This is a genomic window from Micromonospora parva (assembly GCF_040649675.1).
GTDB lineage: Bacteria > Actinomycetota > Actinomycetes > Mycobacteriales > Micromonosporaceae > Micromonospora > Micromonospora parva.
Map to the genome: position 1 here is coordinate 1 of NZ_JBEZFX010000003.1, position 25047 is coordinate 25047.

Consider the following 25047-nt stretch of genomic DNA (forward strand, 5'->3'; position numbering starts at 1 on the left):
TCTTCCTATCTGCGGGTCCCCAACACCTTCTGGGTTCGGTACTCCCCGCCCCGCGGCCGCATGGGGGGCGGGGCGCCCCGCGTTCGGGGGGCCCGCCCCGGAACGGGTGTCGCTACCGGATCAGAAGCCCGGGCCGTGCTGGTGGCCGTGACCGTGGCCGTGCCCGCCGGCGGCGGCCGGTTCGGCCTGCTCCGGCTTCTCCACCACGAGGCTCTCCGTGGTGAGCAGCAGACCGGCGATCGAGGCGGCGTTGGTGACCGCGTTGCGGGTCACCTTCACCGGGTCGATGATGCCGGCCTTGACCAGGTCGACGTACTCGCCCTTGGCGGCGTCGAGGCCGTTGCCCCAGCTGAGGTCGGCGACCTTCTGCGTCACGACGTAGCCGTCGTGACCGGCGTTCTGGGCGATCCAGCGCAGCGGCTCGACGAGCGCCTTGCGCACGACCGAGACGCCGACCTTCTCGTCACCGGTGAAGCCCAGGTCGTCGTCGAGCACCGAGAGGATCTGCACCAGGGCGGCGCCGCCGCCGGGCACAGTGCCCTCCTCGACCGCTGCCTTGGTCGCCGCGATGGCGTCCTCGATGCGGTGCTTGCGCTCCTTCATCTCGACCTCGGTCGCCGCGCCGGCCTTGATGACGGCGATGCCACCGGAGAGCTTCGCCAGCCGCTCGGCCAGCTTCTCCCGGTCCCACTCGGAGTCGGAGGCCTCGATCTCCTTGCGGATCTGGGACACCCGGTCGGCGACGTCGGCCTTCTGGCCACCGCCGTCGACGATCGTGGTGTTCTCCTTGTCGACCACGACGCGCCGGGCGGTGCCGAGCACCTCCAGGCCGACCTGGTCGAGCTTGTAGCCCAGCTCCGAGGCGACCAGCTCGGCGCCCGTGGAGATCGCGATGTCCTGGAGCATCGCCTTGCGCCGGTCACCGAAGCCCGGGGCCTTGACCGCGCAGACCTTGAGGGTCTTGCGCAGCGAGTTGACCACCAGGGTGGAGAGCGCCTGGCCGTCCACGTCCTCGGCGATGATCAGCAGGGGCTTGCTGTTCTGCAGGACCTTCTCCAGCAGCGGCAGCAGCTCCTCGATCGCCGAGATCTTCTGGGTGGTGACCAGGATGTACGCGTCCTCGAGGACGGACTCCTGGCTCTCCAGGTCGGTGACGAAGTTCGGCGAGATGAAGCCCTTGTCGAACTGGAGACCCTCGGTCACGTCCAGTTCGGTGGTGAGCATCGAGCCTTCCTCGACGGTGATGACACCGTCGCGGCCGACGCGCTCCATCGCCTCGACGATCAGATCGCCGATCGTGGAGTCCTGCGCGGAGATCGTCGCCACGTTCGCGATCGACTCCTTGCTGGTGACCTCGGCAGCCTTGCCGAGCAGCGCCTCGGAGACCTTGGTGGCCGCCGCGTCGATGCCCCGCTTGAGGCCGGCCGGGTTGGTCCCGGCGGTCACGTTGCGCAGACCCTCCCGGACCATGGCCTGGGCCAGCACGGTCGCGGTGGTGGTCCCGTCGCCGGCGACGTCGTTGGTCTTGGTCGCCACCTCCTTGACCAGCTGCGCGCCAAGGTTCTCGTACGGGTTGGTGAGCTCGATCTCCTTGGCGATGGTCACACCATCGTTGGTGATCGTCGGCGCACCGAATTTCTTGTCCAGGACGACGTTGCGCCCGCGCGGGCCGAGGGTGACCTTGACCGCGTCCGCGAGGGCGTTGACACCGTGCTCCAGCAGGTGCCGGGCGTCGTCCGAGAAGCTCAGGATCTTCGCCATTAATGTCCCTTCGAAGCGCCATTGCCCCGGCCCGGCGAGCCGGACCGGGGCAGTGGCACTGATCGGTTGCTTACTTCTCGATGACCGCGAGGACGTCGCGGGCGGAGAGCACCAGGTACTCCTCGCCGGCGTACTTGACCTCGGTGCCGCCGTACTTCGAGTAGAGGACGGTGTCGCCGACCTGAACGTCAACCGGAACCCGGTTGCCGTTGTCGTCGACGCGCCCCGGGCCCACAGCGAGGACGGTGCCCTCCTGCGGCTTCTCCTTGGCGGTGTCGGGGATCACGATGCCCGACGCCGTGGTGGTCTCAGCCTCGTTCGCCTGGACCACGATGCGGTCCTCGAGCGGCTTGATCGCAACCTTGGTCGCGGTAGTCACGGGCATACCCTCCTGGGGTACTGGTTTCGTTGCTGACCAGCGGGGCTGGCCAGCGTCAATCTGCCTCATGCCACCGGGCGGTGCCGTCGTCGCGGGTGCCGGTCCGCCTGGCGTGCGCACCCGGGTCGCGAGACCCGGAAGCTGGCACCCTCAGGGTGAGAGTGCTAATCGCAGGTTATTCCGTGGCTAGCACTCCGTCAAGGAGAGTGCCAGCGCGTCGCGCCCCGCCAGCCAGGATTTCCGGCTCGGCCGGGACAATGACCGGGTGGATCTCGATCAGCTGGCGGCGCTGCGTACCCCTGAGGGGTCGGCCGCGCTCACCGCGGCGGCCGGGCTGGCCGGCGGTGACCCGCTGGCCGCGGCCTCGGCGCTGCGGTCGGCCGGGGTGCCGCCCACGCTGGCCGCGGCGGCCCTCACCCAGGCCGAGCTGCGCCACCGGGCGGTCGGCAAGTTCGGCTCGGCCGCCGCTGGGATGTTCCTCACCCGCCCCGGCCTGGAGCAGGCCACCCGCCGGGTGGTCGCCGACCGTCGGGCCGCCCGGTTGTCCGCGGCCGGCGTGCGCACCCTGGCCGACCTCGGCTGCGGGCTGGGGGCCGACGCGCTGGCCGCCGCCCGTGCCGGCATCCGGGTGTACGGGGTGGAGGCCGACCCGGTGACCGCCGCGATGGCCGCCGCCAACGCCACGGCGGCCGGCCTGGCCGAGCTGTTCACCGTCGAGTGCGGCGACGCGACCGGGTTCGACGTGTCAGGGGTCGACGGCGTTTTCTGCGACCCGGCCCGCCGCACGAGCGGCACCGGGCGGCGGATCTTCGACCCGCGCGCCTACTCGCCGCCGTGGGACTTCGTGACCGGGCTGGCCGAGCGGGTGCCGCGCACTGTGGTGAAGGTGGCGCCGGGCCTGGACCACGGGCTCATCCCGGCCGGGGCGGAGGCCGAGTGGGTCGGCGTCGACGGTGACCTGGTCGAGGCGGCGCTCTGGTGCGGTGAGCTGGCGGAGGTGCCCCGCCGCGCCACCCTCTACCGGCAGCGGGGCAGCGAGATCCACCGTGCCCAGCTCACCGGCTCGGGTGCCTCCGAGGCGCCGGTCGGGCCGGTACGCCGCTACCTGTACGACCCGGAGCCGGCGGTGGTGCGCGCGCATCTCGTCGCCGAACTGGCCACCGAGCTGGACGCCACCCTGGCCGATCCGAGCATCGCCTACCTCTACGCCGACCAGCCGACCCGCACCCCGTACGCGCGCTGTCTGGAGATCACCGACGTGTTGCCGTTCTCGCTCAAGCGCCTGCGGGCGCTGCTGCGGGACCGGCGGGTGGGCCGCGTGGAGATCCTCAAGCGGGGTTCGGCGCTCGTCCCGGAGCAGCTCCGCAAGGACCTGCGGCTGGCCGGGGACGAGGCGGCGAGTCTGGTGCTCACCCGGGTCGACGGCGCACCGACGGTGCTCATCGGCCGGCCGGTCCACTAACGTCGTCGCCGTGGCGGGACAGGGCACGCCGGCGACGGCACTGTTGGTCAAGCGTGGGATCGCGCATCGCACCCATCCGTACCGGGTGTCGCCGGACGCCCCGAACTACGGCGCGCTGGTGGCGGTGGCGCTCGGCGTGGCGCCGGAGCGGGTGTTCAAGTCGCTGGTGACCGCTGTCGACGGGGCGCTCACCGTGGCGGTCGTGCCGGTGACCGGGGAGCTGGATCTCAAGGCGCTCGCGGCGGCGGTCGGCGGCAAGCGGGCGGTGCTGGCGGATCGGGCGGTCGCCGAGCGGGCAACCGGCTACGTACGCGGTGGGATCAGCCCGCTCGGGCAGCGTCGGCGGTTGCCCACGGTGCTGGACGAGTCCGCGCTGCAACTGCCGACGATCTACGTCTCGGCTGGTCGGCGCGGACTGCAGCTCGAACTGGCAGCGGCGGATCTGGTGGCGCTGACCGACGCCCGTACCGCGGTGTTGCAGAGCAGCTGACGACAGTCGTTACGTCGCTCTCCCCGTGGGATACCCGCGGAGTAACAGTCGCGTTGCTGAATTGTTATCGCTCCCAACAAACTAGGCACCTGCGCGGTCTTGTGTAGCCGGTGTGACGCGAAATACGTTGCCGGACACAACAAAACAACACCTCCCCCACCTCCGAAAGGACCCTGCACATGCGTAAGGGGATCCTCACCATCGCCGCCGTGGGCCTGCTCACGACCGGCGGCTTGACCGCTTGCAGCGACGACTCCGGCGACGGCGGCGCCGCCGCCAAGACCCCCAAGATCGGCGTGATCCTCCCGGACAGCAAGTCCTCGGCCCGCTGGGAGACCGCGGACCGTCGGTTCCTGGAGGAGGCGTTCAAGGCCGCCGGCGTCCAGTACGACATTCAGAACGCCCAGAACGACAAGACCGCCTTCCAGACCATCGCCGACCAGATGATCACCAGTGGCGTCACCGCCCTGATGATCGTCAACCTGGACTCCGGCACCGGCAAGGCAGTGCTGGACAAGGCCAAGTCGCAGGGCGTCGCCACCATCGACTACGACCGGCTCACCCTCGGCGGCTCCGCCCAGTACTACGTCAGCTTCGACAACGAGACCGTCGGCAAGCTCCAGGGCGAGGGCCTGTCGAAGTGCCTGACCGACAAGGGCGTCAAGAACCCCGTCGTGTCGTACCTGAACGGCTCCCCCACCGACAACAACGCCACCCTGTTCAAGGCCGGCTACGACTCGGTGCTCAAGCCGAAGTTCGACTCCAAGGAGTACGTCAAGGGCCCCGAGGACGCGGTGCCGGCGTGGGACAACGCGCAGGCCGCGACGATCTTCGAGCAGCAGCTCACCAAGGCCAACGGCAAGATCGACGGTGTGCTGGCCGCCAACGACGGTCTCGGCAACGCGGCCATCTCGATCCTCAAGAAGAACAAGCTCAACGGCAAGGTGCCGGTGACCGGGCAGGACGCCAGCACCGAGGGCCTGCAGAACATCCTCGTCGGTGACCAGTGCATGACCGTCTACAAGGCGGTTCGGGAAGAGGCCAAGGCCGCCTCCGACCTCGCCATCGCGCTCGCCAAGGGCGAGAAGAAGGACACCGGCCAGACGGTGAAGGACCCGGAGGGTGGCCGCGACGTCCCGTCGGTGCTGCTCACCCCGAAGGCCATCTACAAGGAGAACGTCAAGGACGTCATCGCCGACGGCTACGTGACCAAGGAAGAGGTCTGCGCCGGGGCGTACGCCAAGCTCTGCGCCGACGCCGGCATCAGCTGACCGACGCCGCAGTACCCGCCGGGACGACCATCGCCGCCCGGCACGGGAGCACCCTCCCGTGCCGGGCGGCGCCCGCCGGACGGGCCCCGACCCTCCCTTAAGAAGGAGACCCCCGTGTCCGCGACTCCCCTGCTGGAACTCCGCGGGATCGACAAGAGCTTCGGTCCCGTCCAGGTGCTCCGCGACGTCGCCCTGACCGTCCACCCGGGCGAAGTGACCGCACTGGTCGGCGACAACGGCGCCGGCAAGTCGACCCTGGTGAAGTGCATCAGCGGCATCCACCCCATCGACGCCGGAGAGTTCCTGTTCAACGGTGAACCGGTACACATCGGCAGCCCCCGCGACGCCGCCACGCTCGGCATCGAGGTCGTCTACCAGGACCTCGCGCTCTGCGACAACCTGGACATCGTGCAGAACATGTTCCTCGGCCGGGAGAAGCGCAGCGGCATCGTCCTGGACGAGCCGACCATGGAACAGCTCGCCGCCGAAACGCTGGCGGGGCTCTCCATCCGCACCGTCACGTCACTTCGCCAGCACGTCTCCAGCCTCTCCGGCGGTCAGCGCCAGACCGTGGCCATCGCCAAGGCGGTGCTCTGGAACAGCAAGCTGGTCATCCTGGACGAGCCCACCGCGGCGCTCGGCGTGGCACAGACCGCCCAGGTGCTCGAACTGGTCCGCCGCCTCGCCGACAACGGCCTGGCCGTGGTGCTCATCTCGCACAACATGAACGACGTCTTCGCCGTCTCCGACCGGATCGCCGCGCTGTACCTCGGCCAGATGGTCGCCCAGGTGAAGACCACCGACATCACCCACGCCCAGGTGGTCGAGCTGATCACCGCCGGGCGCTCGGGCGGGCTCGGCCTCGCCACCGACCCGGGCAGCAACGGCGACGGCCCGCAGCCGGCCGACTCGATCTCAGGAGGCGTCCGATGACCACCACCGCCGTGCGGAAGGACGGCCCCGCCGCCGTCACACCCCCGCCGACCGTCGGAGGCCACGTCCGCACCTACCTGAGTCGGGTACGCGGTGGCGACGTCGGCGCGCTCCCGGCCGTGCTCGGCCTGATCGTGCTCTGCACCGTCTTCGCCATCATGCGGCCGTCGTCGTTCCTGTCCGCCGGCAACTTCGCCAACCTCTTCACCCAGGGCGCGGCGGTCACGCTGATCGCGATGGGTCTGGTCTTCGTGCTGCTGCTCGGCGAGATCGACCTCTCCGCCGGCTTCGCCAGCGGCGTCTGCGCGGCGGTACTGGCCAATGTGGTCACCGTGCTCGGCTACCCCTGGTGGGTCGCCGTGCTCGCCGCGATCGCCACCGGCGTGGTCATCGGCACCACGCTCGGCATGCTGGTCGCGAAGATCGGCATTCCGTCCTTCGTGGTCACCCTCGCCGGTTTCCTCGCCTTCCAGGGCGTCGTGCTGCTGCTCGTCAAGGAGGGCACCAACATCTCCGTCCGCGACGAGGTGCTGGTCGCCATCGCCAACCGCAACCTCGCCCCCACGGTGGGCTGGGCGCTGACCGCCGTCGCGGTCGTCGGCTACGCGGCGGTGCAACTGCTGCGTCACCGCACCCGGGTGGCCCGCGGCCTGATCACCGATCCGATCGCTGTGGTGGCGCTGCGGATCGGCGGGCTCGCCGTCATCCTCGGCACCGCCGTGTACGTGCTCAACCTGGAACGCAGCCGCAACGTCCTGATCAGCTCACTCAAGGGCGTGCCGATCGTGGTGCCGGTCATCGCGGTGCTGCTGGTCATCGGGACCTTCGTGTTGCAACGCACCAGCTACGGCCGGCACATCTACGCCGTGGGTGGCAACCGGGAAGCCGCCCGGCGGGCCGGCATCGAGGTCGACCGGATCCGGATCTCGGTCTTCATGATCTGCTCGTCGATGGCCGCCATCGGTGGCATCGTGGCGGCCAGCCGGGCCAACTCGGTCGACCCGAACACCGGGGGCAGTAACGTACTGCTCTACGCGGTCGGCGCGGCGGTGATCGGCGGCACCAGCCTCTTCGGTGGCAAGGGCCGCGTCCTCGACGCCGTACTCGGCGGCGCGGTGGTCGCGGTCATCGAAAACGGAATGGGCCTGATGGGGTACAGCGCGGGAGTCAAGTACGTGGTCACCGGCGTCGTGCTGCTGCTCGCGGCCAGCGTCGACGCGCTCTCCCGCCGCCGCGCGGCAGCCACCGGCACCCGCTGACCGCGCGGGAGGTAGCACCAGCATGCGCCCAGGACCAAGCCAGGATGACGTCCGACGGCAGAACCTCGGTGCCCTGCTGCGGCACGTGCACGTCCACGGGGCGACCACCCGCGCCGAACTGACCACCACGCTGGGCCTCAACCGCAGCACCATCGGCGCGCTCACCGCCGACCTGTCCGCAGTGGGGCTGGTCAGCGAAGGGGCACCGAAGGAAACCGGCCGGGCCGGACGACCGTCACTCGTCGTCCGGCCCGAGTCGGCCCGGGTCTACGCGTACGCGTACTCGGTGGAGGTGGACCGCCTGCGCGCGGCCCGGATCGGGTTGGGCGGCGCGGTCCTGGACCGCCGGGATCTGGACCGGCCACGCGGCCTGCTGGCCGCGGAGGCCGCGCCGCTGCTGGCCGGCGCGGTCAAGGAGATGCAGCAGACGGTTCCGGCGGACGCGATCTGCGTCGGTGCCGGCGTCGCGGTCTGCGGCATGGTCCGCCGGGACGACGGTCTGGTCCGGCTCGGCCCCACCACCGGTTGGGTGGACGAGCCGATCGGCGCGGCTCTCGCCGACGAGTTGGGCATCGCCGTGCCGATCACCGTGGGCAACGTCGCCGACGTCGCCGCGTTCGCCGAGCACGCCCGAGGTGTGGCGGCGGGTTGCGACAACGTCCTCTACCTGTACGGCGACGTCGGCGTGGGGGCCGGCATCATCGCCGGTGGACGTCGACTGACCGGCCACGGTGGATACGGCGGCGAGGTCGGCCACATGAAGGTGGTCCGCGACGGCAGACCGTGTGAGTGCGGCTCCCGGGGCTGCTGGGAGACCGAGATCGGTGAGCACGGCCTCCTGCACGCCGCCGGACGCTCCGACGCCCGGGGCCGCGACGCACTGTTGGAGGTCTTCGACGCGGCCGACCGGGGAGACGCCCGGGCCCAGACGGCGGTCCGTCAGGCCGGCGACTGGCTCGGCTTCGGGGTGGCCAACCTGGTGAACATCTTCAACCCCGAGATGGTCATCTTCGGTGGGACCATGCGTGACCTCTACCTCGCGGCGGCAGCCCAGATCCGCAGTCGGCTCAACTCCAACGCGCTCGGCGCCTGCCTGGAACACGTCCGGCTGCGCACCCCGAAACTGGGCGCTGACGCGCCCCTGATCGGCGCCGCCGAACTGGCCTTCGAACGGCTCCTCGCGGACCCCCTCGACGTGGGCTGATCCGCGTACGCTGTCCGGCGTGGATGTCGAGCTGCGCGCCTCCGACGACGACCGCAACCGCGTGGTCGCCGCGCTGCACCAGCACACCGCGGCGGGCCGGCTGACCCTGGATGAGTTCTCCGAGCGGGCCGGTGCGGTGTGGACCGCGCGCACCCTCGGTGACCTGGCCGCGCTGACCCGCGACCTACCGGCCCTGCCGGACCCGGTCGTCGACGCCGACCCGGTCGGGCGCGGGCGTCAGGAGTTGCTGATGGTCTTCGCCGCCGCGGCGCTCACCCTGCTGCTGCTCGGCGGCCTGCTCGCCGTCACCCGCTGATCCGGGCCGCCCGACGGTGAACTGATCGCGCGATCAGTCCGTACCAGTGGGCGGACGGGCAACCGGCAGGTACGGCTGCCCGGTCCAGACGCGATCCGGTCCGGACCGAGGAGGCACCACAGACATGGCACCGCTCAGATCCGCCCATCGCCGACTGGGCAATCGGACCCACCGAGCGGCGTTGCTGCTCATCGCGATCATCGCGGGGGTCGGTGTCCTGCCCGGAGTGGCCGTCGCCGCGCCCGCCGGTGGTCAACAACTCAACGCCGCCGACATGACACTGCTCAACGGGGTACGGCTGGCCGGACTGTGGGAGATGCCAGCCGGCCAGATGGCCGCCGAGAAGGGACAGTCGGCGAAGGTCCGGGAGATCGGCGCCGGCATCGCGAACGAGCACCAGAAGCTCGACGAACTCGTCGTGGAGGCGGCCAACAAACTCGGCGCGACCATCCCCTCCGAGCCGACGGCCGAGCAGAAGGGCTGGCTGGCGGAGATGCAGAAGGCGTCCGGCGCCCGCTTCGACCAGATCTTCGTCACCCGGCTCCGGGTCGCCCACGGCAAGATCTTCCCGGTGATCGGGGCGGTCCGGGCCAGCACCCGGGACGCCACGGTCCGCAAGCTCTGCGAGGACGCCAACGGATTCGTCCAGCACCACATGCAGATGCTGGAGAGCACCGGCCTGGTCCGCTGGCCGGAGCTGCCGCCGGCCGCGCTGCCCGCCCCGGGTGAGGACGGGCTGCTGGCCGCCGCCTCCGCAAACACCGGCCCGCAGGTCGGGGTCAGCAGCACCGTCGTCTGGCTGGTCTTCCTCGCCGCGCTGGGCACTGGCGGAATCGCCACGTACCGGATGTTGCGCCGCAACTGACGGTCAGCGGTGGCGGCGGTTGGTGGCTCGCGTCAGCGGTCTACCTGGGTGAAGTCCCAGGAGTGCGGGGCGCGGGCCACCAGCAGGGCGGGCGGGTCCGGCAGCGGGCGAGGGTTGCTGCGCCACTTGGAGATGACCACCACGCGGTGGTCGGTGGAGGAGAAGACCTCGCTGGAGACGTGGAGCGGGTCGTGCTCCACCTCGGGCAGGGCGGTGTCGCACACCCAGGTGATCAGGTCGGCGACGCCGTACGCCTCGGCGCGCGCCTCCCACATCCGCACGATCATGTCCGCCGCTCCCGTCACACGCTGACTGTGGTCAGCGGCAGCGCCGAATCGGCCGGCAGGTCCAGTCGGCTCGGCGCGACCCCGGCGGCGACCAGGTGCGAACCGAGCGCGGCCACCATCGCACCGTTGTCGGTGCACAGCTTCGGCCGGGGCACCCGGACCTGGATGCCGTACTTCTCGGCCCGCTGCTCGGCCATCGCCCGCAGCCGGGAGTTCGCCGCCACCCCCCCGCCGATGACCAGGGTCTCGATGCCCTGGGCGCGGCAGGCGGCGAGCGCCTTGCTGGTGAGGACGTCGCAGACCGCCTCCTGGAAGGACGCGGCCACGTCGGCCACCGGCACCGGCTCGCCGGCGCGCTGACGGGCCTCCACCCACCGGGCCACCGCCGTCTTCAGACCGGAGAACGAGAAGTCGTACCGGTGGGCGGCGAGGTCCTTGGCGGCGGTCAGGCCCCGGGGGAAGGCGATCGAGGCGGCATCGCCGGCCCGGGCCTCCCGGTCGATGGGCGGACCGCCCGGGAACGGCAACCCGAGCAGCCGGGCGACCTTGTCGAACGCCTCGCCGGCCGCGTCGTCGATGGTGGCGCCCAGCGGGGTGACACCCCGGGCCAGGTCGTCGACGAGCAGGAGGGACGAGTGGCCGCCGGACACCAGCAGCGCGATGGCGGGCTCGGGCAGCGGGCCGTGCTCAAGGGTGTCCACCGCGACGTGCGCGGCGAGATGGTTGACGCCGTAGACGGGTTTCTCGGCGGCGAGCGCGTACCCCTTGGCGGCGGCGACACCGACCAGCAGCGCGCCGGCCAGTCCCGGCCCGGAGGTGACAGCGATCGCGTCGATGTCGGCAAGCGTCACGCCGGCCTCGGTCAGTGCCCGGTCCATGGTCGGCACGATGGCCTCCAGGTGCGCCCGGCTGGCCACCTCCGGCACCACACCCCCGAACCGGGCGTGTTCCTCGACGCTGGAGGCGAGCGCGTCGGCCAGCAGGGTGTGTCCCCGCACGATGCCGACGCCGGTCTCGTCGCAGGAGGTCTCGATACCCAGGATCAGTGGTTCGTCAGCCATGGTCGCGTGGTCCGTCCCCGGTCAGCTCGGCGTCGCGCCGCATGACCAGCGCGTCGGTGTTGCTTGGTTGGTAGTAGCCGCGGCGCACCCCGATCGGCTCGAACCCGTACGTCGCGTAGAGCCGCTGTGCCGCGGCGTTGTCCACGGCGACCTCCAACAGGGCGCTGCGGGCGTCGCGCCGGGCCGCCTCGGCGAGCAACTCCTCCAGCAGGGCGCGGCCCACACCGCGCCGCTGGGCGTCCCGGCGCACGGCGATGTTCTGCACCCAGACCTCGTCCGGGGGTACGCCGGCGAGCCCGGCGTAGCCGAGCACCGAACCATCCGGGTCGACGGCGACCCGGTAGTGGTGGCCGTTGGCAAGTTCGCTCCAGAACATGGCGGGCGACCACTGCTCGGCGCCGAAGAGGTCCGCCTCGATCGGCAGCACGTCGTCGATGTGCCACCAGCGGAACGGTTCGAGCCGTACCGCCGTCATGGCAGGACCGGTTTGCGGCCGGTCGCCGCCACCGCGTCGGGGCGGCGCAGGTAGAGCGGGGTGAGCCGCTCGCTGGGCGCGCCCGCCCGGATCCGCTCGGCGGCGAGCAGCGCCAGCACTGTCGCATCCGGGTAGCGCGGCTCGACCCGGACGGGCAGGTCCAGGACCTCGGCGTACCGGTGCGCCCCGTCACCGACAGCGATCGTCGCGCCCAGTTCGCGGGCGCGCGCGGCGGCGACCGCCGGTGCGGACACCTCAGGCCCGACGATCCGCTGACCGGCGCCGTCGTAGACGGCCCAGTAGAGCTCCTTGCGCCGCGCATCGCTGCCCGCCAGGACGGGCGCGCCGGACGCCGCCGGGTAGCCGATGGCGTCCAACGAACAGACACCGTACGTGGGGATGCCGAGCACCTGACCCATGGTCGCGGCGGTGACCAGTCCGACCCGCAGCCCGGTGAACGGTCCCGGGCCGAGCCCGGCGACGATGGCGGTCAGGTCACGCGGGCGCGCGTCGGCGTCGGCGAGGACCGCGTCCACCTGGGGCGCGAGCAGCTCACCGTGCGCGCGGGCATCGACGGTGCACCGCTGCGCCCGCGACGCCACGCCGTCTGCCGAGACCTCCACCAGCGCCGCGGTGACCGCGGGCGTCGAGCTGTCCACCACGAGTACGAGCACGGTAAGCCAGCCTAGCCGCCCCGCCCCGCGCCCCGGTCACGCCCCGCCCCGCCGCCGCCTTCGGCCCTCGCCCCGCCCTCGCTACCCGCCGCCGTAGCCCGTCCGGCGGTCGGGCCCACCGCGTAGTTACTTACGGACGAGCGCTGGAGCCACATCCGCTATTGAGCGTGATGTCTGTGAGTCATCGTGATGACGCACAGACATCACGCTCAATGAAGTGAAGCCCGCCATCCCGCGAGCCTGGTCATGAGCTCGGCGATTCTCGGCGTTAGATCGGCCGTTAGCCGCCGATCTGCCGTAGCGGGATCGCGGGCATCTCGCCCGTGGCCCACCATGCCGGGATGTCATCGACTCGCCTTGCCACCCTTCTCGGCACTGCCGTGCGGCAGCAACGACATCTGCGCGATCTGAGCCAGCGTCAGTTGGCCGCGCTCGCTGAGGTCGACCAGGCGGTGGTGGCCCGGCTCGAACGCGGCGAGCGAGCGCCCAGCATCGCGGTGCTGGAGCGGTTGCTTGCCGCGATGGATGTGCAGTTGGTGGTCGGGTTCGAGCCGTTGGACGCGCACCTCGACGCCCAGATCGACGACCTGGCCGCCCGGCCGATCGCCGAGCGGATCGACGGGTTGGGGCTGGATCGGCTACTGGATCGACTCACCGACTTCCCGCAGGTGATCACCGGGTGCACCGCGGCGTTGCTACAGGGCGCGCCGGTGCCGGTCGACGCACTGGAGATCGCCCTGCGCTGGCAGGACGCCAAAGCGTTCACCCGATGGCTGGAGGCGAACTACGGCCAGCGGTGGAACGCCCGCTGGGGTGAGTTCGGCGGAGTGTATTTGGAGCCCGAGGAGCCGGGCGAACACCTGTGGTCGACCCGCTACGGGGAGGTCAGGGCCACGATGTGCGACGAACTGCCCGAGACCATCGAGGTGCACCACGGCGGGCGGAGCTACCAGGTGGTGCCGCTTGTCGAGCTGGAGCTCAGCGAGCCACGCGCCGCCGAGTTGTTACGCCGCTACCGAGACCGGCAGTTGGCCAGCGACAGCTGAGCCATCTGCCGGTCCGCGTTCCGAATGTCAGCTCAACCGGCGGTGCGCTCCCAGTCGATGGTGGGCAGGCCGGCGTCGGCGAGCGCCTTGTTGGCGGCGCTGAACGGACGGCTGCCCAGGAAGCCACGCGGGTTCATCGGGCTGGGGTGGCCCGCCTCCAGCACCACGTGCTGCGGATTGGTGACCAGCGCGGCCTTCTTACGGGCGTAGCCACCCCAGAGCAGGAAGACCACCCGCTCCGGTGCCGCGTCCAGCGCACGGATCGTCGCGTCGGTGAACTCTTCCCACCCGGCGTTGGCGTGCGAGCCAGGGGTGGCCTGCCGGACGGTCAGCACCGCGTTGAGCAGCAGCACACCCTGCGCGGCCCAACCGTTGAGGTTGCCGCCAAGCGGCTTGGGAACACCCACGTCCTCGCCCAACTCCTTGAAGACGTTGCGCAACGACGGCGGAACCGTCACCCCGTCACGGACGCTGAAGCTCAACCCGTGTGCCTGCCCGGCCCGGTGGTAGGGATCCTGCCCCAGGATCAGCACCCGGGTGCCCTGCGGCGGGCAGAGCCGGTAGGCCGAGAACAGGTCCTCCAGCGGCGGGAAGACGGTCTGCGTCGCGTACTCCCGGGCGACGAACTCGCCCAGCGCGGCGGTGCGGGCCGGGTCGAGGTGCGGGGTGAGCACGGCACGCCACTGCTCCGGCAGCAGGGCCAGCAGATCCAGGGCGGGAGCGTCGTCGGGCATCAGAAACCTCTCACAGCGCGGGTCGGACCCCCGCACTCTAGGCATCGGGTACGACACCCGCCGAGCTAGCCCAGATCGGCGAGCCGCCGGGCCCAGTCGCCGCCGACCGGGTCCAGCTCCACGATGCGGGTGTCGTCGTCGCGGCGGTCGATGCGAACCCGCAGGTGCGCGTCCACCAACTGCTCCACCAGGCCCTCGCCCCACTCCACCACGGTCACCGAGTCGTCCACCGACGCGTCGAGGTCCAGGTCGTCGATCTCGGCGCGCGGATCGGTGGCGTCACCCAACCGGTACGCGTCGGCGTGCACCAGTGCCACCCGACCGCCCCGGGCCGGATCGGGTCGGTGCACCCGGGCGATCACGAAGGTCGGCGACGTGATGTCCCCGAGGACACCGAGCCCGGCGCCGATGCCCTGGGTGAGCGCGGTCTTGCCGGCACCCAACGGGCCGGTCAGCAACACCAGGTCGCCGGCGCGCAGCAGCCCGGCCAGCCGTCGGCCGAAATCCCGGGTGTCCTCGACAGCCGGCAGCTTGACGACGTGACTCACCGTTCCTCCCCGCTCTGCAATGACTCCAAAAACCGCGCCAGGGCGGCGTTGACCTCGTCCGCGTGCTCCAACATCACCACGTGACCGCTGTCCTTGATCTTCACGAACTCGGCGTGCGGCAACCGGCGGACGATCTCCTCGGAGTGGGTCACCGGAGTGATCATGTCCTTGTCGCCGACCACCACCAGCACCGGAGTCGCCGCCAGCGCCGCCAGCGCCGGGAAGCGCGAGTGGGTCGCCAGGGTCCGCAGGTAGCGGGTCACCGTGTCGGCCGACGTCCGGGAGTTCATCGCCTCCACGTAGGACACCAGCGACGGGCTGGGCTTGCGGGTGCCGAAGCCGTACTTGCGGGTCAACAGCCAGGCCACGTTCGAGGTGGACTTGCGGGCCTTGTCGATCACCGGCCCGCCGTAGCGGGTGGCGTTGCTGACCATGTAGAGCACCGGGCCACCGACCCGGCCGAGCAGCGCGGGAGCTACCAGCTTGGTCTCCGCGATGAGCCCGCCCGACGTGGCCATCAGAACGGTCCCCACCACCCGGTCGCCGAACAGCTCCGGGAACAACTCGGCGAACGCCATGATGGTCATGCCGCCCATCGAGTGGCCGACCAGCACCAGCGGCCCGTCCGGGGCGGTCCGGTCGATCACCTGGCGCAGCGTCCGGCCGAGCACCGTGAGGTCGTACTCCCCGGTCTCCAACCGGCCGGACCGGCCGTGACCGGGCTGGTCGTACGCCACGATCCGGTAGTCACCGCGGGCGGCGAGCATCTGACGCTGGAAGTGGAACGTGCCCATGTCCAGGCAGAAGCCGTGCACCAGCACCACCGTCGGGCGCCCCGGCACCGGCCGGGTCGGCTCGACCACCTCGACGTGGATGTCGGTGCCGTCCGGCAACTCCAGGCGGAACGCCTCGTCGTACCGTTGCTCGTCGAACGTCTCGTGCGCGTAGCGGTCGGCCGGGTCGGCCTTGAGCCGGCGGACCAGGGTCCGCTCGGTCGCCACCCCGGCCGCCAGCCCCGCCGCGGCCACGCCCACCGCCGCGCCGACGATCCCCGCGACCCGACCAGCTGCCGTCCGCGGACGCGGAATGCGATAACTCATTGTCTTTCGCCGTCGTAGACGCGGGGCACCCGTGTGCCGCCGAACCGGGTGACGATCTCGTAGTTGATGGTGCCGACCGCCTCGGCCCAGTCGTCAGCGGTCGGCTCGCCGTCGACGCCGCTGCCGAAGAGCGTCGCCACGTCGCCGTCGGCCACCGGGTCGTCGCCGCAGTCGAGCACGAACTGGTCCATGCAGACCCGCCCCGAGATCGTCCGGCGTACGCCGCCGAGCTGCACCGGACCGGTGTTGGACGCGTGCCGGGGGACCCCGTCGGCGTACCCGAGCGGCACCACGGCCAGGTTCGCGTCGGCTTGCGTCGTGTAGGCGTGCCCGTAGGAGATGCCGGTGCCGGCGGGCACCCGTTTGGTGAGCATCACCCGGGCGCGGGCGCTCATCGCCGGCCGCAACCCGTACGTCTCGCCGGCCACCGGGGAGAGCCCGTAGATGGCCAGGCCCGGACGGACCAGGTCGAAGTGGGTGTCCGGGCGGGTGAGGGTGGCAGCCGAGTTGGCGAGGTGCCGCCAGCGCGGTCGCAGCCCGGCCCGCTCGACCATGGCCAGCCCCTCGTGGAAGACGGCCAGTTGGCGGTCGGTGGTGGGATGGCCGGGCGAGTCGGCGTACACGAAGTGGCTCCACACGCCGACCACCTCGACCAGGCCGTCGGCCTGCGCCTTCGCGGCGGCGTCCAGCAGCGCCGGCCAGTCGGCGACTGTCGCGCCGCCCCGGGACAACCCCGTGTCGATCTTGAGGTGGAGGCGGGCGGGACGCCCGGCGAGGCGACTCGCCTCGATCATCTCGTCCAGTTGACCCAGGCTGGCCGCGCCGAGGTCCACCCCCGCGCTGACCCCCTCGTGCAGCGGCAAACCGGGCGCGAGCAGCCAGGCCAGCACCGGCACTGTCACGCCGGCCCGGCGCAGGGTGAGCGCCTCGTCGAGGGTGCAGACGCCGAGCCAGTCGGCGCCGCCGTCGAGCGCCGCCCGGGCGGCCGGAAGCATGCCGTGGCCGTACCCGTCGGCCTTCACCACCGCCATCAACTCGGCGGTGGTGCCGGAGCGGAGCCTGCCCACGTTCTCGCGGATGGCGTCAAGATCGACGCGTACCTCGGCCTGCCACATGTGCCCAGCCTACTTTCCGCCGTGATCACGGCGGGCGGCGACGCACGTCCCGGCGCGGCGATCCGCCCAGCACGGCTGGAACGGCCCGTTCAGCCCAGCCGGGCCAACACCGGACGCAACGCGGTGGCCACGTCGGGCGCGGTCACCGGCCCACCCCGGGCCGCCTCCCGCCCGGCGAGCCCGTGCAGGTACGCGGCCGCCGCCGCAGCCCGATCGGCGGGCACCCCGGCCGCCAGCAGCGAGCCGAGCAACCCGGCCAACACGTCGCCGGTGCCGCCGGTGGCCAACGCCGAAGTGCCGGTCGGGTTGACGTACGCCCGACCGTCCGGCGTGCCGATCACCGTGCGGTCACCCTTGAGCAGCACCACCGCGTTCATCCAGGCGGCCAGCCGCAGCGTTGCGCCGACCCGGTCGGCACCGGGTTCCTCACCGCAGAGACGCGTGAACTCCCGATCATGCGGGGTGACCACGATGGGCGCGTCCCGACCCCGCAGCCGGTCGGCGAGTGAGCCGTCCACCAGCAGGGTCAGGGCGTCGGCGTCGAGCACCACCGGCACCGGGGCGGCCAGCACGGCACGCAGCTCGGCGGCCGCGTCGGCGCCGGTGCCCAGCCCGGAGCCGCACACCCAGGCCTGCACCCGGCCCGCGTCGGCGACCCGCTCACTGGCGATCACCGAGGGGTGCTGGTGCAGCACCTCGGCGCGGGCGCTGCCGGCGTAGCGGACCAGCCCGGTCGGGCCGGCCAGCGCGCCGCCCACGGAGAGCACCGCCGCGCCGGGGTAGGTCGCCGAGCCGGTCGCGACGCCCACCACGCCCCGGGTGTACTTCTCCGACGCGGGGCCCAGCTCGGGCCACCAGTCGACCAGGTCGGACCACTCGGTGACCCGCAGCGCCGGGGTGCCGCGCAGCCACGGCCGCAGCCCGATGTCGACCAGCTCGACCTGCCCGGCCAGGGCGGCGGCCGGCCCGACCACCAGGGCGGGTTTCAGCGCGCCGAAGGCCACCGTCACGTCGGCGCGCACCGCTGTGGGCCGGCCGGACGCGGACAGCGGTACGTGACCGGTGTCGACAGCGACGCCGCTGGGCACGTCGACCGCCAGCACCGTGGCCCGCTCCCCGTCTCGTCCGCGCAGTTCGTCGAGGCGCTGGACGATCTCGTCCGCGTTCGCCCGTAGCCCACCGGTGCCACCGATGCCGACGATGCCGTCGAGGACCAGGTCGACCGGGCCGGCCGGACCCGGCACCACCCGTCCGCCAGCGGCGCGCAGCGCGGCCAGGCCAGCGGCGTGCGCCCGCCCGGGTGTGACCAGCATCGCGGACACCTGCACACCCCGGCGGGCCAACCGCTCCCCCGCGTACAGCGCGTCGCCACCGTTGTCACCGGAGCCGACCAGCAGCAGCACTCGGCCGCCGTAGACCCCGCCCCGCTCGGTGAGCACGAGCGCCGCCCGGCGGGCCAGGCCGGCGGCGGCCCGCTGCATCAGCGTCCCCTCCGGCAGGGTGCCCATCAGCCCCGCCTCGGCCGCCCGTACGTCGGCCACCCGCCACACCGCTCTCATGCCACCGTGTCCCATTCCGTTCGCGGGCGGGCCCGGTCGGCCCTCCCGGCCGACGTCATCGTTCCGCGACCACCATCGCCGACGCGATCCCGCCGTCGTGCGACAACGAGAGATGCCAGTGGTTGATCCCCCGCGCGTCGGCCGCCTCGGCGACCGTGCCGGAGACGGCCAACCAGGGGCGACCGTCCGGGTCGGCCACGACTTCGCAGTCGTGCCAGCTCAGCCCGGCCGGAGCGCCGAGCGCCTTGGCCACGGCCTCCTTGGCCGCGAACCGGGCGGCGAGCGACTCGGGCGAGCGCGTGCTGCCGGAGCGGGTGTGCCGCTCGGCCTCGGTGAAGACCCGGTCGGCCAGCTGCGGCGTCCGGGCCAGGGCTCGGGCGAACCGCTCGACCAGCACGACGTCGATACCGACAGCGACGATCACCACACCACCCTACCGGCGGTCGAGGCCGCAGATTAGCCGTCGGGCTCGCGCTGGGCAACGCCTGTGGACACCCCGGGGTACGCCTCGACGCCGGCTGTCCACAGGGCACCACGCGAACTGTGGTGCGCGCCTAACGTCAGCGCGTCGATGCCGATCGTCCACGGGGGTGTGGTCATGACCGACGAGCCGTTCACGGTCCGGCCGGAGGAGTTGCGGGCGGTCGCCGTCCTGCTCGACGACGAGGCGCACCGGTTGGCGGCGGGCCTCGCCGGGTTGCCCGGGCTGGTGGTTGCGGCCCCCGAGTGGCGAGCTGGCGCGGCGCTGGCCGCGTTGGAGGCGGCCGGGCACGCCTGGTTCTGCCGGCTGGGCGCCCAGGTCGCGGCGGCCTCCGGCGGGGTCCGCGCGGCGGCCGAGGCGTACGAGACGGTGGACGAGCGGGCCGCCGACCGGTTCGCCGCGGTGCCCCGGTGAGCGGCGTCGGCTACCGGCAACTGTGGGCTGTCGACCCGCGGGAGTGGTGGGCCGCCGGGGCAGCGTGGGCGGGGTTGACCGGGCCGCTCGATCGGCACGTCGGTGGGCTGCGCGCGTCCGGCGGGCGGTTGCGGGACGGTTGGTCGGGTGCGGCGGCAACGGCGGCGGACCATCGGCTCGCCGTGCTGCGTGCCGAGCTGGCCTCGATCGCACCCGCGCTGATCGAGGCCGACCAGGTGCTGGCCGAGCTGGCCGGTCGGCTGACGGCGGCTAAGGCACGGCTCAACGAGGCGGTCGCCCAGGCCGACGCGGCCGGCCTGCTGGTGGACCGCTCGGGTGGGGTGCGGGTCGATCCGGCCCGCGCCCAGCCCACCGAGCGGGCCGGGGTGGCAGCGGCCGGAGTCGCCGCGGCCCTGCGCCGCGCGCTCGACGGGGCGGCCACTGCCGACCGGGTCGCCGCCGCTCGGTTGGCCGAGCTGGCCCGGGCCGCCGGCACCGGCTGGGCGTCCCCGCCACCTCCCGGCCGGCCGGCCCCCGGTGCCGCGCCCGCGCTGGTCAGCGCCTGGTGGTCCGGGTTGACCCCGGCCCAGCGACGGTGGCTGATCGGGCGCGAACCGGCGCTGGTCGGCCGGTTGGACGGGGTGCCGGTGGCCGCCCGCGACCAGGCGAACCGGTTACAGCTCGACGGGTGGCGAGCGGAGTTGCTGGCCGAGCGTCGACGGCTGCTGTCCCGGGTGCCGCCGGGGCCGCTCGCGTCGTTGCGGCTGCACGCGGTGGCCGGGCGGCTGGCCGGCCTGGACGCGCTGGTCGACCGGTTGACCTCCGGCGGGGCACCACGGGCGTACCTGCTCGGGTTGGATCCGGGCGGTGAGGGCCGGGTGGTGGTGGCGCTCGGCGACCCGGACCACGCCGACCGGGTGTTGACCCACGTGCCGGGGATGACCGCCGGGCTGGACGACGCAGCCGGCGAGCTGGGGCGAGCGGCCCGGGTGCTGGAGCGGTGCGCCGCGCTCGCCCCGGGCGAGCGCAGCGCGGCGGTGCTCTGGTTGGACTACGACGCCCCGGACCTGCTGAACGAGGCCGCCTCGACGGGTCAGGCCCGGGACGCCGGCGGGGCGTTGCACCGTTTCCAGGAGGGGCTGCGCGCCAGCCACGACGGGCCACCGGCCCGGCAGACGGTGCTCGGGCACAGCTACGGGTCGGTGGTGGTGGGTGTGGCCGCCCGGGAGCACGGGCTCGACGCCGACGCGCTGGTCTTCGTCGGCTCGCCCGGTGTCGGCGCGTCGCACGCCGGCGAGCTGGGCGTGCCAGCCGGGGAGGTCTGGGCGAGCACCGCCCCCGACGACGTGATCCGGGCGGCCCGACCACCGGAGGAGCTGGGCCGCAGGGCCCTGCTGCGTACGGTGCCGCTGGCCGCCGTGGTGGGCTGGCTGGGGCAGAGCGGGCACGAGCTGTGGTTCGGGCACGACCCGTCGGATCCCGGGTTCGGCGGCCGGGTCTTCGGCAGTGGGCGAGGCGGTCACACCGGTTACTGGGACCCGGGCAATCCCGCGCTGGACGGGATGGCCCGGGTCGTGCTGGGCCGCTGAGGCCTACTCGACGGTGACCGACTTGGCCAGGTTGCGGGGCTGGTCCACGTCGTGCCCCCGGGCGGCGGCGATCTCGGCGGCGAGCACCTGCAACGGCACGGTGGTGACGAGCGGGGCCAGCAGGGTGGGCGTACGCGGCACGTAGATCAGGTGGTCGGCGTACCGGACGACGGCCTCGTCACCTTCCTCCGCGATGACGATGGTCCGCGCGCCACGAGCCCGGACCTCCTGGATGTTGGAGACGACCTTGTCGTGCAGCATGCCCCGGCCGACCGGCGAGGGCACCACGCAGATCACCGGGGTGCCCTTGTCGATCAGGGCGATCGGGCCGTGCTTCAGCTCACCGGCGGCGAAGCCCTCGGCGTGCATGTACGCCAGCTCCTTGAGCTTCAGCGCACCCTCCAGGGCCACCGGGTAGCCCACGTGCCGGCCGATGAACAGCACTGTCGGCTCGGACTTCAGGTCCCGGGCCAGCTCGCGGACGGGCTCGATCCGGCCGAGCAGCTCCCGCAGCTTGCCGGGAATCTCCTGCAGCTGCGCGACCACCGCGCCCACCTCGTCGGCGAACTTGATCCCGCGCACCTGGGCCAGGTGCAGGCCGATCAGGTAGCAGGCGACGACCTGGGTGAGGAACGCCTTGGTGGAGGCGACGGCGATCTCCGGCCCGCCGTGGGTGTAGAGCACGGCGTCGGACTCGCGGGGGATGGTCGAGCCGTTGGTGTTGCAGATCGCCAGCACCCGGGCCTTCTGCTCCTTGGCGTGGCGCAGCGCCATCAGGGTGTCCATCGTCTCGCCGGACTGCGAGATCACCACGATCAGCGTGGACCGGTCGAGGACCGGGTCGCGGTAGCGGAACTCGCTGGCCAGCTCCACCTCACAGGGGATCCGGGTCCAGTGCTCGATGGCGTACTTGGCGACCATGCCGGCGTGGTACGCCGTGCCGCAGGCCACGATGAAGATCTTGTCGACGTCGCGCAGATCCTGGTCGCTGAGGCGGACCTCGTCGAGGCCGATCTCACCGGTCTCGGTGAGCCGGCCCAGCAGCGTGTCGGCGATGGCCTGCGGCTGCTCCTCGATCTCCTTGAGCATGAACCAGTCGTAGCCGCCCTTCTCCGCGGCCGAGGAGTCCCAGTCGATGTGGAAGTCCTTGCCGGCGGCGGGCTGGCCCTCGAAGTCGGTGATCTCGATGCTGTCACCGGTGATCAGTACGATCTGGTCCTGGCCCAGCTCGACCGCCTCCCGGGTGTGCTCGATGAACGCGGCCACGTCGCTGGCCAGGTAGTTCTCCCCGTCGCCGCGGCCAACCACCAGCGGCGAGTTGCGTCGGGCGCCGACCACCGCACCGGGCACGGCGGCGTCGACGGCGAGCAGGGTGAACGCGCCCTCCAGTCGCTGGCAGACCACGCGCATGCCGGCGGCGAGCAGCTGCGGGCTGTCCGGCTGGCCGGCGGCGCGCAGGTCGGCCAGCGCGGCGGCGAGCAGATGCGCTGCGCACTCGGTGTCGGTGTCGCTGGTGAACTGGACGCCGTCGGCCTCCAGCTCGGCGCGGAGCTTGGCGAAGTTCTCGATGATGCCGTTGTGGATCACCGCGACCCGCCCGTCCGGGGCGACGTGTGGGTGGGCGTTGCGGTCGGTCGGGCCGCCGTGGGTGGCCCACCGGGTGTGCCCGATGCCGGTGGTGCCGTCACCGATGCCGATCGGGCTGGCCGCGCAGGAGGTCGGGTCGTCGGCGGCCCGCTCGGAGAGCACCTTCTCCAGGTTGGCCAGCTTGCCGGCCTTCTTCTCGGTCAGCAGCCGGTCTTCGCAGACGATCGCCACGCCCGCCGAGTCGTAGCCGCGATACTCCAGTCGTCGCAGCCCGTCGAGGACGATGCCGAGTGCGGGGCGCGCGCCCGCGTATCCCACGATTCCACACATGGCCCGCAGCCTAACCCAGTTTCACTCATGATGGGTGCTCGAAAGTCGGGTAAACGAACATCAAGTTTGAGCAAACCGCCGAGGCGGCAACGACGACCGACGCGGAAACCCGACCTGAGGTGCCGCGATGCGCCCGACGCCCCCACCTACCCGTACAGCGAGACCGCAAGCAGCGACCCGCCAGCTGCTTCGGCCGAATCTCCGAGGTCGAGCTGACAGGGCAGGCCCCGTAGGCTGGCGGCGTGACGACGAGCACCGATGTCGACCCGCTGGTGGCCCGGATGCGGCCGTTCGGCACGACGATCTTCGCCGAGATGTCCGCCCTCGCCGTACGCACCGGCGCGGTCAACCTCGGGCAGGGGTTTCCGGACACCGACGGCCCGCCGGAGATGCTGGCTGCCGCCGCCGAGGCGCTGCGCGGCGGGCAGAACCAGTACCCGCCCGGTCCGGGGATCCCCGCCCTGCGCGCGGCCGTCGCGGCCCACCAGCGGCGGTTCTACGACCTGGCGTACGACCCGGACGGCGAGATCGTGATCACGGCGGGCGCCACCGAGGCGGTCGCGGCGAGCATCCTCGCCCTCTGCGAGCCGGGCGACGAGGTGGTCTGCTTCGAGCCGTACTACGACTCGTACGCCGCCTCGATCGCGCTGGCCGGTGCGGTCCGCCGGCCGGTGACGCTGCGTCCCACGGCCGACGGCCGGTACGCCTTCGACCCGGCGGCGCTGCGCGCGGCGTTCGGCCCGCGCACCCGGCTGGTGCTGCTGAACTCACCGCACAATCCGACCGGCAAGGTCTTCACCCCGGCCGAGTTGGCGCAGGTCGCCGAGTTGTGCCAGGAGTTCGACGCGTACGCGGTCACCGACGAGGTGTACGAGCACCTGGTCTTCACCGACGCGGCGAGCGCGCACGTGCCGTTGGCCAGCCTCCCCGGGATGCGGGAGCGGACGCTGCGCATCTCGTCGGCGGGCAAGACGTTCTCCTGCACCGGGTGGAAGATCGGCTGGGCGAGCGGCCCGGCGGCGCTGGTCTCGGCGGTGCTGCGGGTGAAGCAGTTCCTCACCTACGTCAACGCCGCACCGCTGCAACCGGCGGTGGCAGTGGCGCTGGCGCTGCCGGACGACTACTACACCGGCTTCCGGGACAGCCTCCAGCAACGACGTGACCAGCTCGTCGGCGGTCTCACCGACGCCGGGTTCGAGGTGCTCGGCTCGGAGGGGACGTACTTCGTCACCGCCGACATCACTGCCCTGGGCGGTCGGGACGGGGCGGAGTTCTGCCGGTCGTTGCCGCAGCGCTGCGGTGTGGTGGCGGTGCCCACCCAGGTCTTCTACGACGACACCGACGCGGGCCGGCGGCTGGTCCGGTTCGCCTTCTGCAAGCGCCCCGAAGTGCTGGCCGACGCTGTCACCCGGCTGCGCGGGCTGGCCGGGCACCGCTGAGGGTCGGTCACCCGGCTGCGCGCGCCGGTCCGGCGCCGTCCGTCGCTGGTGGCGACGACGCGTCGGCGGCGGACGCCGCGATCTCCGACGGTGAGCCGGCCAGGGTGGCGAGCAACGCGCCGCCGTCGGCCAACAGCACCGCCTCGGCATCGTTGACGAAGGCGAGGTCGGCCTCGACGTGTCGGCACGCCGCGGCGAGCAGCAGCCCGACCACCGGGTCGGCGGCCTTGCGACGCAGCCCGTCGAGATTGCGCAACTCGCGAAGCAGGTGCCCGCGTTGGTTGCTGAGCACGGTGCGGACGATCTGCGCGGAGCCCGATCGGGCCGCGGCGGTGACCTTGAGGAAGAAGTCGTCCCGGAAGCCGCCACTGCGCGGACTCGGCTCGTCGAGCCAGCGGCCGAGTTCAGCCCGCCCAGCGGGAGTGATCTGGTAGACCACCCGGTCGGGTTTGACCTGCTGGGCCTGCCGCTCGGCGATCACCAGGCTGTCCCGGGAGAGCCGGTCGAGGATCTGGTACAGGTGGCCGATGTTGAGCGGCCCCCACTGTGGACCGGCGGCGGCCTCGAAGGCGCTCTTCAACTCGTAGCCGTAGCTCGGGCCGCGTGCGAGCAGCGCCAGGACCGCGTGCTGGATCGCCACTGTCTCCTCCATGTCCGCTGACCGACTG

General features: G+C 72.2%; 26 protein-coding genes. 12 read left to right on the forward strand and 14 right to left on the reverse strand.

All coding sequences use genetic code 11. The annotated features are described in order from the left end of the window. Positions 1-120: 120 nt before the first annotated feature. On the reverse strand, positions 121-1761 hold the full coding sequence (gene groL / locus AB0C03_RS08445; RefSeq protein WP_357635579.1) for a chaperonin GroEL: 1641 nt from the start codon (positions 1759-1761) through the stop codon (positions 121-123). A 70-nt stretch (positions 1762-1831) separates the two neighbouring features. Further along, positions 1832-2146 carry a co-chaperone GroES gene (groES, locus tag AB0C03_RS08450; RefSeq protein ID WP_030330046.1) on the reverse strand — a complete coding sequence of 105 codons (315 nt, stop codon included), beginning with the start codon at positions 2144-2146 and terminating at the stop codon, positions 1832-1834. A 259-nt stretch (positions 2147-2405) separates the two neighbouring features. Between groES and AB0C03_RS08455 the strand changes: the two genes are divergently transcribed. From AB0C03_RS08455 to AB0C03_RS08490, 8 genes are all read left to right on the forward strand, one after another. After that, entirely contained in the window at positions 2406-3602 is a 1197-nt protein-coding gene (locus tag AB0C03_RS08455) for a THUMP-like domain-containing protein (protein ID WP_357635582.1), read from the forward strand. Positions 3603-3612: 10 nt separating this feature from the next. Next, the gene (gene ybaK / locus AB0C03_RS08460) at positions 3613-4092 is read left to right on the forward strand and encodes a Cys-tRNA(Pro) deacylase (RefSeq protein ID WP_210858110.1); all 480 of its coding nucleotides are present in this window, start codon (positions 3613-3615) and stop codon (positions 4090-4092) included. 179 nt (positions 4093-4271) lie between these two features. Beyond that, positions 4272-5363 carry a sugar ABC transporter substrate-binding protein gene (locus AB0C03_RS08465; protein ID WP_030330040.1) on the forward strand — a complete coding sequence of 364 codons (1092 nt, stop codon included), beginning with the start codon at positions 4272-4274 and terminating at the stop codon, positions 5361-5363. A 114-nt stretch (positions 5364-5477) separates the two neighbouring features. Continuing rightward, positions 5478-6296, forward strand: coding sequence for an ATP-binding cassette domain-containing protein (locus AB0C03_RS08470; protein ID WP_030330038.1), 819 nt, complete (start codon positions 5478-5480; stop codon positions 6294-6296). Beyond that, complete coding sequence (locus tag AB0C03_RS08475; RefSeq protein ID WP_357635587.1) at positions 6293-7555, forward strand: sugar ABC transporter permease; 1263 nt, start codon at positions 6293-6295, stop codon at positions 7553-7555. The genes AB0C03_RS08470 and AB0C03_RS08475 overlap by 4 nt, the downstream gene beginning before the upstream one ends. Positions 7556-7577: 22 nt before the next feature. Further along, entirely contained in the window at positions 7578-8759 is a 1182-nt protein-coding gene (locus tag AB0C03_RS08480; RefSeq protein ID WP_030330034.1) for an ROK family protein, read from the forward strand. Positions 8760-8778: 19 nt separating this feature from the next. Continuing rightward, a complete protein-coding gene (locus AB0C03_RS08485; protein WP_210864727.1) occupies positions 8779-9075 on the forward strand; it encodes a DUF1707 SHOCT-like domain-containing protein in 297 nt (98 codons plus the stop codon). Positions 9076-9199: 124 nt separating this feature from the next. Then, positions 9200-9940 carry a DUF4142 domain-containing protein gene (locus AB0C03_RS08490; protein ID WP_030330030.1) on the forward strand — a complete coding sequence of 247 codons (741 nt, stop codon included), beginning with the start codon at positions 9200-9202 and terminating at the stop codon, positions 9938-9940. Between the two features lie 32 nt (positions 9941-9972). Here AB0C03_RS08490 and AB0C03_RS08495 read toward each other — a convergent pair whose 3' ends face one another. Genes AB0C03_RS08495 through tsaB form a run of 4 tightly spaced genes read right to left on the reverse strand, consistent with a single transcriptional unit; the run spans position 9973 to position 12437 of the window. Beyond that, positions 9973-10227, reverse strand: a complete 255-nt coding sequence (locus tag AB0C03_RS08495; RefSeq protein ID WP_030330028.1) for a hypothetical protein — start codon at positions 10225-10227, stop codon at positions 9973-9975. Between the two features lie 14 nt (positions 10228-10241). Then, positions 10242-11288 (reverse strand): tRNA (adenosine(37)-N6)-threonylcarbamoyltransferase complex transferase subunit TsaD, encoded by a 1047-nt coding sequence (tsaD, locus tag AB0C03_RS08500; RefSeq protein WP_030330026.1) that lies wholly within the window; start codon positions 11286-11288, stop codon positions 10242-10244. Then, on the reverse strand, positions 11281-11763 hold the full coding sequence (gene rimI / locus AB0C03_RS08505; protein ID WP_030330024.1) for a ribosomal protein S18-alanine N-acetyltransferase: 483 nt from the start codon (positions 11761-11763) through the stop codon (positions 11281-11283). The genes tsaD and rimI overlap by 8 nt, the downstream gene beginning before the upstream one ends. Continuing rightward, the gene (tsaB, locus tag AB0C03_RS08510; protein ID WP_030330023.1) at positions 11760-12437 is read right to left on the reverse strand and encodes a tRNA (adenosine(37)-N6)-threonylcarbamoyltransferase complex dimerization subunit type 1 TsaB; all 678 of its coding nucleotides are present in this window, start codon (positions 12435-12437) and stop codon (positions 11760-11762) included. Before tsaB ends, rimI begins: the two co-directional genes overlap by 4 nt. Before the next feature lie 341 nt (positions 12438-12778). Between tsaB and AB0C03_RS08515 the strand changes: the two genes are divergently transcribed. Then, entirely contained in the window at positions 12779-13483 is a 705-nt protein-coding gene (locus tag AB0C03_RS08515) for a helix-turn-helix domain-containing protein (RefSeq protein WP_357635590.1), read from the forward strand. Between the two features lie 32 nt (positions 13484-13515). Here AB0C03_RS08515 and ung read toward each other — a convergent pair whose 3' ends face one another. From ung to AB0C03_RS08545, 6 genes are all read right to left on the reverse strand, one after another. After that, a complete protein-coding gene (gene ung / locus AB0C03_RS08520; RefSeq protein ID WP_357635593.1) occupies positions 13516-14217 on the reverse strand; it encodes a uracil-DNA glycosylase in 702 nt (233 codons plus the stop codon). A 65-nt stretch (positions 14218-14282) separates the two neighbouring features. Then, on the reverse strand, positions 14283-14765 hold the full coding sequence (gene tsaE / locus AB0C03_RS08525; protein WP_030330020.1) for a tRNA (adenosine(37)-N6)-threonylcarbamoyltransferase complex ATPase subunit type 1 TsaE: 483 nt from the start codon (positions 14763-14765) through the stop codon (positions 14283-14285). Continuing rightward, positions 14762-15865, reverse strand: a complete 1104-nt coding sequence (locus AB0C03_RS08530) for an alpha/beta fold hydrolase (RefSeq protein WP_030330019.1) — start codon at positions 15863-15865, stop codon at positions 14762-14764. Before AB0C03_RS08530 ends, tsaE begins: the two co-directional genes overlap by 4 nt. Then, on the reverse strand, positions 15862-16980 hold the full coding sequence (gene alr / locus AB0C03_RS08535; RefSeq protein WP_210863256.1) for an alanine racemase: 1119 nt from the start codon (positions 16978-16980) through the stop codon (positions 15862-15864). The genes AB0C03_RS08530 and alr overlap by 4 nt, the downstream gene beginning before the upstream one ends. An 89-nt stretch (positions 16981-17069) precedes the next feature. Continuing rightward, complete coding sequence (locus AB0C03_RS08540; RefSeq protein ID WP_030330017.1) at positions 17070-18539, reverse strand: NAD(P)H-hydrate dehydratase; 1470 nt, start codon at positions 18537-18539, stop codon at positions 17070-17072. Positions 18540-18594: 55 nt separating this feature from the next. Then, positions 18595-18963, reverse strand: coding sequence for a holo-ACP synthase (locus tag AB0C03_RS08545; protein WP_030330015.1), 369 nt, complete (start codon positions 18961-18963; stop codon positions 18595-18597). 174 nt (positions 18964-19137) lie between these two features. Here AB0C03_RS08545 and AB0C03_RS08550 point away from each other — a divergent pair, with 174 nt between their 5' ends. Then, positions 19138-19434 (forward strand): hypothetical protein, encoded by a 297-nt coding sequence (locus AB0C03_RS08550; RefSeq protein WP_030330013.1) that lies wholly within the window; start codon positions 19138-19140, stop codon positions 19432-19434. Continuing rightward, complete coding sequence (locus AB0C03_RS08555) at positions 19431-21023, forward strand: alpha/beta hydrolase (protein WP_030330011.1); 1593 nt, start codon at positions 19431-19433, stop codon at positions 21021-21023. Before AB0C03_RS08550 ends, AB0C03_RS08555 begins: the two co-directional genes overlap by 4 nt. Positions 21024-21026: 3 nt before the next feature. Here the strand turns inward: AB0C03_RS08555 and glmS are convergent, their stop codons facing one another. Continuing rightward, the gene (gene glmS / locus AB0C03_RS08560) at positions 21027-22940 is read right to left on the reverse strand and encodes a glutamine--fructose-6-phosphate transaminase (isomerizing) (protein ID WP_030330009.1); all 1914 of its coding nucleotides are present in this window, start codon (positions 22938-22940) and stop codon (positions 21027-21029) included. 242 nt (positions 22941-23182) lie between these two features. Here glmS and AB0C03_RS08565 point away from each other — a divergent pair, with 242 nt between their 5' ends. Further along, entirely contained in the window at positions 23183-24379 is a 1197-nt protein-coding gene (locus tag AB0C03_RS08565; protein ID WP_210864731.1) for a pyridoxal phosphate-dependent aminotransferase, read from the forward strand. Positions 24380-24386: 7 nt separating this feature from the next. Here AB0C03_RS08565 and AB0C03_RS08570 read toward each other — a convergent pair whose 3' ends face one another. Then, positions 24387-25019 carry a PadR family transcriptional regulator gene (locus tag AB0C03_RS08570; RefSeq protein ID WP_210859010.1) on the reverse strand — a complete coding sequence of 211 codons (633 nt, stop codon included), beginning with the start codon at positions 25017-25019 and terminating at the stop codon, positions 24387-24389. Positions 25020-25047 lie beyond the last annotated feature (28 nt).

Excerpts from the sequence above, each read along its gene's own strand:
- glmS (WP_030330009.1), bottom strand. The coding sequence starts at position 22,940 with ATGTGTGGAATCGTGGGATACGCGGGCGCGCGCCCCGCACTCGGCATC.
- ung (WP_357635593.1), bottom strand. The coding sequence starts at position 14,217 with ATGCCCGACGACGCTCCCGCCCTGGATCTGCTGGCCCTGCTGCCGGAG.
- AB0C03_RS08465 (WP_030330040.1), top strand. The coding sequence starts at position 4,272 with ATGCGTAAGGGGATCCTCACCATCGCCGCCGTGGGCCTGCTCACGACC.
- alr (WP_210863256.1), bottom strand. The coding sequence starts at position 16,980 with ATGTGGCAGGCCGAGGTACGCGTCGATCTTGACGCCATCCGCGAGAAC.
- AB0C03_RS08475 (WP_357635587.1), top strand. The coding sequence starts at position 6,293 with ATGACCACCACCGCCGTGCGGAAGGACGGCCCCGCCGCCGTCACACCC.
- AB0C03_RS08550 (WP_030330013.1), top strand. The coding sequence starts at position 19,138 with ATGACCGACGAGCCGTTCACGGTCCGGCCGGAGGAGTTGCGGGCGGTC.
- AB0C03_RS08515 (WP_357635590.1), top strand. The coding sequence starts at position 12,779 with ATGTCATCGACTCGCCTTGCCACCCTTCTCGGCACTGCCGTGCGGCAG.
- AB0C03_RS08530 (WP_030330019.1), bottom strand. The coding sequence starts at position 15,865 with ATGAGTTATCGCATTCCGCGTCCGCGGACGGCAGCTGGTCGGGTCGCG.
- AB0C03_RS08490 (WP_030330030.1), top strand. The coding sequence starts at position 9,200 with ATGGCACCGCTCAGATCCGCCCATCGCCGACTGGGCAATCGGACCCAC.
- tsaD (WP_030330026.1), bottom strand. The coding sequence starts at position 11,288 with ATGGCTGACGAACCACTGATCCTGGGTATCGAGACCTCCTGCGACGAG.
- AB0C03_RS08480 (WP_030330034.1), top strand. The coding sequence starts at position 7,578 with ATGCGCCCAGGACCAAGCCAGGATGACGTCCGACGGCAGAACCTCGGT.
- groES (WP_030330046.1), bottom strand. The coding sequence starts at position 2,146 with ATGCCCGTGACTACCGCGACCAAGGTTGCGATCAAGCCGCTCGAGGAC.
- AB0C03_RS08495 (WP_030330028.1), bottom strand. The coding sequence starts at position 10,227 with ATGATCGTGCGGATGTGGGAGGCGCGCGCCGAGGCGTACGGCGTCGCC.
- groL (WP_357635579.1), bottom strand. The coding sequence starts at position 1,761 with ATGGCGAAGATCCTGAGCTTCTCGGACGACGCCCGGCACCTGCTGGAG.
- rimI (WP_030330024.1), bottom strand. The coding sequence starts at position 11,763 with ATGACGGCGGTACGGCTCGAACCGTTCCGCTGGTGGCACATCGACGAC.
- AB0C03_RS08540 (WP_030330017.1), bottom strand. The coding sequence starts at position 18,539 with ATGAGAGCGGTGTGGCGGGTGGCCGACGTACGGGCGGCCGAGGCGGGG.